This is a genomic window from Trichocoleus sp. DQ-U1 (genome assembly GCF_039961925.1).
Taxonomy (GTDB): domain Bacteria; phylum Cyanobacteriota; class Cyanobacteriia; order Cyanobacteriales; family FACHB-T130; genus FACHB-T130.
In genome coordinates this window covers 70,565-77,503 of sequence record NZ_JAMPKB010000025.1, presented here as the reverse complement: position 1 = coordinate 77,503, position 6,939 = coordinate 70,565, and the positions used below count along the sequence as shown (strand labels likewise).

8 protein-coding genes are annotated in these 6,939 nt (G+C 48.7%); 3 read left to right on the top strand and 5 right to left on the bottom strand.

All coding sequences use genetic code 11. The features are described 5' to 3' along the window. Window positions 1-146 precede the first annotated feature (146 nt). A complete protein-coding gene (locus NDI34_RS12855; protein ID WP_348232842.1) occupies window positions 147-302 on the top strand; it encodes a hypothetical protein in 156 nt (51 codons plus the stop codon). A 71-nt stretch (window positions 303-373) separates the two neighbouring features. Here NDI34_RS12855 and NDI34_RS12850 read toward each other — a convergent pair whose 3' ends face one another. Further along, window positions 374-1,834 (bottom strand): hypothetical protein, encoded by a 1,461-nt coding sequence (locus tag NDI34_RS12850; protein WP_348232841.1) that lies wholly within the window; start codon window positions 1,832-1,834, stop codon window positions 374-376. Window positions 1,835-2,096: 262 nt separating this feature from the next. Between NDI34_RS12850 and rdgB the strand changes: the two genes are divergently transcribed. Next, a complete protein-coding gene (rdgB, locus tag NDI34_RS12845) occupies window positions 2,097-2,678 on the top strand; it encodes an RdgB/HAM1 family non-canonical purine NTP pyrophosphatase (protein ID WP_190986480.1) in 582 nt (193 codons plus the stop codon). 134 nt (window positions 2,679-2,812) lie between these two features. Here the strand turns inward: rdgB and NDI34_RS12840 are convergent, their stop codons facing one another. The 3 genes from NDI34_RS12840 to thiD form a co-directional block, all read right to left on the bottom strand. After that, entirely contained in the window at window positions 2,813-3,151 is a 339-nt protein-coding gene (locus tag NDI34_RS12840; RefSeq protein WP_190412314.1) for a P-II family nitrogen regulator, read from the bottom strand. Between the two features lie 355 nt (window positions 3,152-3,506). After that, window positions 3,507-4,136, bottom strand: coding sequence for a hypothetical protein (locus NDI34_RS12835; protein WP_348232840.1), 630 nt, complete (start codon window positions 4,134-4,136; stop codon window positions 3,507-3,509). A 153-nt stretch (window positions 4,137-4,289) separates the two neighbouring features. Further along, on the bottom strand, window positions 4,290-5,117 hold the full coding sequence (gene thiD, locus NDI34_RS12830; protein ID WP_190412313.1) for a bifunctional hydroxymethylpyrimidine kinase/phosphomethylpyrimidine kinase: 828 nt from the start codon (window positions 5,115-5,117) through the stop codon (window positions 4,290-4,292). A 302-nt stretch (window positions 5,118-5,419) separates the two neighbouring features. Between thiD and NDI34_RS12825 the strand changes: the two genes are divergently transcribed. Beyond that, on the top strand, window positions 5,420-5,545 hold the full coding sequence (locus NDI34_RS12825) for a hypothetical protein (RefSeq protein WP_277878946.1): 126 nt from the start codon (window positions 5,420-5,422) through the stop codon (window positions 5,543-5,545). Window positions 5,546-5,635: 90 nt separating this feature from the next. Here NDI34_RS12825 and ftsZ read toward each other — a convergent pair whose 3' ends face one another. Beyond that, window positions 5,636-6,913, bottom strand: coding sequence for a cell division protein FtsZ (gene ftsZ / locus NDI34_RS12820; protein WP_190678660.1), 1,278 nt, complete (start codon window positions 6,911-6,913; stop codon window positions 5,636-5,638). Between the last annotated feature and the right edge of the window lie 26 nt (window positions 6,914-6,939).

Below are 6,939 nucleotides of genomic sequence, written 5' to 3'. Positions count from 1 at the left end.
TAACTGTGTGTATGGCATCGCCCCCTCCTTAAGTTGCTCCTTGTCTCTCCTTAATTTTGCAATTCGACGATCGCCAACTGGCACACTATTTTCTCATTCATGCAGGAGGTCTACTGTACTCAGGGGAGCTTTGGCAAAAACACCGATTGGCAAGGCTCTCTAAAACTCTTGAAACCCTTGAAAAGTTGTCGCGATCGCCAAAACACCTTCCTCAAGGATCGGTAGCCGGAGCTGTTGAGCGATCGCCAAACAGCAATCCCTGTGTTATTCAGTTACTTCACTGGCAAGATATCAGCCAATAGGGAAAGCAGCCCCAGTCTGGGGCTGCTTTCCCTATTGGCTAAGAATGAGAGTATCCAGATTCTGCCCGATCTTATCTTTGGGCGCTGCTGCCAAGCTGATTCCAGGTTTGGATCACCTTCTCTAAAGGTGCAGGCAAACTCCCTTGATTAATCTCGGTGTAGCGAACTGTACCCTTGCGGCTGCTAAGGGTGTAGGTGATGTGATCGGCAGCACCACTGGGTGCTGGGTAACTCAGGTTCTTAAATTGGGCAAATTGCTGCTGTTCTAGCAATTGCTGAAACTGTCGTACCTGTTGCACAGGAATGCGGAGAACGCTACGTTCGGAGTCATTAGCATCGCCGATACGAACCCGCATCAAGCTTCCGTCATTGAGTAAAACAGTTTCGTAGGTTCTGCCAGTAAAACCGCCACTGGCAATCGCTCGAAACACCACATTTTTATCTAAGGATGGTGGTAGTTCGCTAGTCGGGATTGGCATTGGCTTGAGGATACCAGCATCGCTTAGTTTACTTGCTGCTTGATTGAACTTAATAATGGAACCATCGCTGTTGGTGTGATAAACCAACAGTTGTAGCTTGCTTTGTACAGTCACTTGCCACCCAGGTATTGCATTAGTAAGACAACTCTCGTTAATACCGCCCAAACCCAGACAGCTATCCCAATTGTACTGTTGAGCTTGAACGATGCTGAGTTCGGTAGTGGGCACTTTGAACTGTCTGGAAGCTTCCCTTAAGACTGCATCTCGAACGGAATTCGGCAAACTCGCGAGTTGATCCACCTTCACGACAGAACCAGCTGCATTCGTGCGATAGACCAAGCGTTTTCCGCTGGCTTCTACCGTCACCTGCCACCCTTCTACTGTCGCTGGCGCACACAAAATATCAGGTGCGTAAATCCCTAGACACGCATCAGGCCAAGTCTTCTGTTCGGCCTGGACGACGCGAATCTGGTTTACCGGCAAACCCAGCTGCGTGGAGGCATCAGAAATCACAGCATTGGCAACAGATTTGGGGAAGTTTCCTGGGATGTTACTGCCAGGAGTATTCGACTTTTCTTGACGTAAAACTTGCCCTGTAGAATTGGTGCGATAGACCCAAGTTTTGTTATTGCTAGACACGACAACACGCCAACCGGGAACTAATGCTTGAGTACAAAATTCACCCAATTTCGGAAGTCCTAAACAGCCATCAGGCCAAGTTTCCTGGCTAAACTGAGTAATCTTGAGCTTTCCCGGAGCGATGCCAGTTTGACGCGACAAATCTTGACGAACAGCGTTAGCAATTCGAGGCGGTAAGCGATTAGCTTGCTTACGGTCAAGATTTTGCCCCACTTTCTGGTCTTTAACCTTAACCAGTCTGGTGATAGACTCAGAAAGTCCGGCTGGGGCAGCAAATGCGGTTTGTAACAGTGTCAGACCTGCGCCTAAAGACAGGACGCCAGTTAGAACTAAAACGGCAAAAATTCGCTCGGACTGGTGAACTGTTTCACCGGGGTTTACGGCTTTGGAGTGTTTTTTGAAAATCTGTCTCATAGAAACCTCAATAGAGTTGTTTTTGCAAGCGGAGAGCGTGTTAGGTGAGACGAGCGGCACTCCAACGCTCATCGAATGCATATAGCAGATAAAACGCTTGACGCTGCTATCGTGCGAGTTAGTTCCGCTGTTTCGTTCACCTGAATGGGTGATTTTTTACAAGTTTCAGATAGCGATCGCCAGCCAAAAAATTTAACTTCTGCAAAAACAGGTTTCTATAATCGTGTAGGCGTTTATTTATTTCAGCAAGGGAGCGATCGCGATGACTGTGTTGGTAGTCGCTACGGGAAATCCAGGCAAGCTGCGAGAGATGCAGACGTATTTAAGCGGATTTGGCTGGGAATTGACCCTGAAGCCAGAGGAACTGGAGATTGAGGAATCGGGTGACACCTTCATGGCTAACGCTTGTCTGAAGGCATCCCAGGTGGCAGAGGCGACTGGAGAGTGGGCGATCGCAGATGATTCTGGCTTGGAAGTAGACGCCTTAGAGGGCGCACCTGGTATTTATTCCGCTCGTTACGGCAAAACCGACCCCGATCGAATTGAACGCCTGTTGAATGAACTCGGCAACGAACTGAATCGGGAAGCCCAATTTGTGTGTGCGATCGCGATCGCTCGTCCCGATGGCGCGATCGCCCTGCAAGCCGAAGGAGTTTGCCGCGGCGAAATTCTCCACGCCCCTCGCGGTACGGGAGGATTCGGCTACGATCCGATTTTTTACGTTCCCAAAGAGCAAATGACCTTTGCGGAAATGACTCCTGAGTTGAAGCGTCAGTGGAGCCATCGCGGTCAAGCTTTTAAAATTCTCTTACCCCAGCTACAGACTTTAAAGACTGAGGGTTGAGTCCAGAAGTTAGAAATCCAGTAACCAGAAATCAGAATTTTGCGATCGCCAAAAATTCTAATTTCTGATTTTTAATGACTCCTGACTTCTAACCTTGATGACTCAGTCCTCAGTCCTCAGTCCTCAGTCCTGACTTAGACAGCTTCCAGATTCTTTTCCCCCGTCCGAATTCTGATGACCTGCTCTACCGGGCTGACAAAAATCTTACCATCACCGATTTCACCCGTTCGGGCAGCGGCAATGATTTTCTCAATCACCATATCAACCTGGCTGTCTTCAACAACGATCTCTACTTTAAGTTTTTGCAGAAACTCAACCGTGTACTCGGAACCGCGATAACGTTCGGTTTGGCCTTTCTGCCGCCCAAATCCTCGGACTTCAGAAACGGTCATTCCCACAATTCCCGCATTGACTAGCGCAATTTTAACTTCGTCGAGTTTAAAAGGCCGGATAATCGCTTCAACTTTTTTCAAGCTTCTAACTCCTCAGTTCGTTCTGGATTTGATCTGTACAATCAATTTGTACAACCAAAGGTACTCGTAAAGCGGCGGCTATGTTTTATCACTGCTCAAACAAAGATTTTTGTATTATATGATACATATTGCTCTTCACTCCCACCAGAGGCATCTATTATGCCAACCCTAACTAAGGGGTTTCTCTGGATATCACTGACTCGTTACCTTGACAGCGTTTGACTTGACAGTACAGTGAAGATGCGCGGGTTTGGCAATATTTTCCCCATTTGTATCAAAGCGGTTGTTCCAGGCAGATGCACCCGGTTCTTCCGACTCCTAGCAGAGTTAATCTTTCAGCCGTCAACCAGCAAGCTCAACGACTATTATTCAAAAGCGGACGCACAATCAAAAAGCCAGTGCCAAACGCTGTCGCCACAATCAAAAAGATGACGATGATTAACCACCAGCCACTCACATCTGCGGAACGCTCTGGCTGAGTTGGGCGACGATACCGACCTTCTTCTTGTTCGATTACCAAGCTTTCTGAAAAATCAGGTAATGGTGCTGGTTCCGCTTTGGGAGGGGAAGGAGGTAGAACTTCCACTGGCGGAGCGATCGCAGCCGAACGAGGAGAACGAGGAGGCTGCGGAGGACGCCGCTTAGGTGTTGCGTTTGATCCAGTCCGAATTTCCGGTTCAATGGAGGGAGGGGGAACTTCAACTCGACCCCCGGAGGGAAACGAAGTTACTACCTGTTGTGCGTGCAAAGCTGACTGAACAACTTTTTCGATTTCTTGGCGCAGCTGTTGATTTTCTTTGGCTAACTGCTGATTCTGGGAATTCAGCGAGTCCAGCATCGCTTGCGCTGTTTGTAACTCTGCTGAGAGTTCTTTGTAAACCGAAATTGGCACTGAGGGACGGTAGGTATTCATTGGGCTTTGGGGAGTCTGCTCAGAAATATAAGCATTTTGCATTGGCGAGCGGGTCGAGGGATTAGACATCATGGATTTAGTTTAAGTTTGGTAAGGCAACAATAATGGAAAGTGAGGCGACTCTGACAGCCATTTTTTAACAAATTTGCTATTTAATCAACTAGTAATGTGCCCCAATCGATCTTTACGGTGTCATTGCTATAACCTTTGTATTCTCCGATTGTTTTAATTCTCCGATTGTAGGAGGGGAAAAAAGTGTCCCACTGGCCCTTGACCCTGACCAATGGCTAAAGCGTATTTTAGAGCAGTGGTGACATAATCTTTGGCTTTTTGAACCGCAGACCACCGATCTTTGCCCAAGGCTAGATTAGCCGCGATCGCGCTACTGAGCGTACACCCTGTGCCGTGAGTATTGGTCGTCTCTACGGTTGCGGTTTTCAAGGTTTCCAGATGGTGCCCATCGAACCAGATATCGATGCCGCGTAGATTCCCCTCCATTCCGCCTCCTTTCACTAATACAGCCGCACCACCTCCCAAATGATAAATCCGTTGGGCAGCAGAGCGCATATCATCCAAGTTATGAATCGGCAATCCGCTCAGTAATTGAGCTTCGTAGCGGTTGGGGGTCACAATCGCTGCTTTGGGGATTAAGACATCCCGCAACGTTGCCACAGCGTTATTGTCAATCAGCTGGGCACCCGTGCGCGATACCATGACGGGATCGACGACTAATTTGTCCAGTTTGAAACCTTCCACAGCTTGCGCTACAGCCGCAATAATCTCCCCATTCAGCAACATCCCCGTTTTCGCTGCTTGGACGCCAATATCCGTCACCACAGCCTCAATCTGGGCGACAATTGCTGCTGTCGGTAAAGCATCCACCCGCGTGACTCCCAGCGTATTCTGCGCTGTCACGCAAGTAATGGCACTGGTGCCGTGAACGCAGTGAAAGGCAAATGTCCGTAAATCGGCCTGAATGCCAGCACCGCCGCCGCTATCTGAACCGGCAATTGTGAGAGCAACAGGTACGCTTGAAGGGTTTTTAACGGTCATAGGAATGAGGAATGGGTAAGAGAAATGGGTAATTAGTTAATACCCGCAAATTAAGGACTACTAACAATTACTTTTACTCTAAATTTCGATGAAACCAATCCCAATCTAAATTGAATTGAATGATTAGATTTTACAAATTGCTGCAAATCGAGTGCTGCTCAATTTACAATTTGCCGACGAATCGGCAAATTATTGCAATGCTGCCCTTGAGAAGCGGGTAGAACTGGGTTATGTGCCTAAAGACCTAATTAGAGGAAATATACGATGAGCCGCACTGATTTCCAGTTTAGGAGGGGAAATTCGTGCGGCGTGAGAGCATGGATGTAGCGATCGCTCCCGTAATCAGTCAAGTCTACCCACTTTTGGGACAGGTAATCATTGACTTCGGAACTTCTACCGAATTCAATCGGCTTCGTGGAAGTTTATAAGAATTTCGCACCCTGCTAACTAAGGCTGGATTGCCCACGCATCAATTAAAAATTAAAAAGGAAGTGTTCCATTTTTAATTTTTAATTCTTCTAGCGTTGCGGACGCCGTCTTTGGAGAAATTCCGGAATATCCAATCCTCCACCTTGTTGAGGTTTAGGCTCAAACGTGGGGGTAGAAGGAGGAACGGGTGACGGTGCAATGGGTCGCTGTGGCTGTCTAGAAGTGCGTGCCTCCCTCGCCGCCGGTGTAGACTGAGTTTCCCCGCTAAATCCAGTCGCAATGACGGTAATTCTTACCTCACCTTGCATCCGGTCATCGATCACTGCCCCGAAAATGATATTCGCATTCGGATCGACCACTTCATAGATTGTTTCGGCTGCGGCATTCACTTCGTGCAGCGTCAGGTCGCTACCGCCGGTAATGTTAAAGACAACCCCTCTGGCTCCTTCAATCGAAGACTCTAGCAACGGTGAGGAAATTGCGGCGACGGCGGCTTCTCTGGCTCTCGATTTCCCAGAACCCACGCCAATCCCCATCATTGCCGATCCCGCATCTGCCATCACGGCTCGGACATCTGCAAAGTCTACATTGACCAGTCCGGGAATCGTAATAATATCCGATATCCCTTGCACACCTTGACGCAGGATATCATCTGCTACTCGAAAAGCATCTTGAACCGGCATGGTTTCTGGAATCACTGCCAGCAGCTTATCGTTAGGGATGACGATGAGCGTATCTACCCGACCCTGCAAAGCGGCAATGCCTTCATCTGCCTGAGAAGTGCGACGGCGTCCCTCAAAGGTGAAAGGACGAGTGACAACGCCCACCGTTAAGGCTCCCATTTCTTTGGCAACTTCTGCCACAATCGGGGCTGCACCCGTACCCGTACCGCCTCCCATCCCAGCGGTAATAAATACGAGATCGGTATTTTCTAAGGCATGAGCGATCTCGTCGCGCGATTCTTCCGCTGCCTTTTGACCAATGGCAGGATTACCTCCAGCACCTAAACCTCGCGTTAACTTCTGTCCCATTTGCAAGCGTTTAGCAGCCGAGGAGTGAGACAGCGATTGAGCATCAGTATTGATTGACCAAAACTCTACGCCACTGACATCACTGGCAATCATGCGGTTCACCGCATTGCCCCCACCCCCACCAACACCAATGACTTTAATTTTGGCGACGCTACCTAGCACGATGTTGTCACTCCTAGATTCTTCCCTGGGTGTTCCGTTAGCATCGTGATTATGGCCTAAATGTAACACGGTGTTATTAAAAGGATTCGCGCCGTCCACTGCGGGTGAACGACCTGCGTTCCCTGAGGGATTTGAGTTTTGGTGGGCAAGCCCTGGTTTACTATTGAGCGTCATTGCAATAGAAAGGGTCAATAAACAAC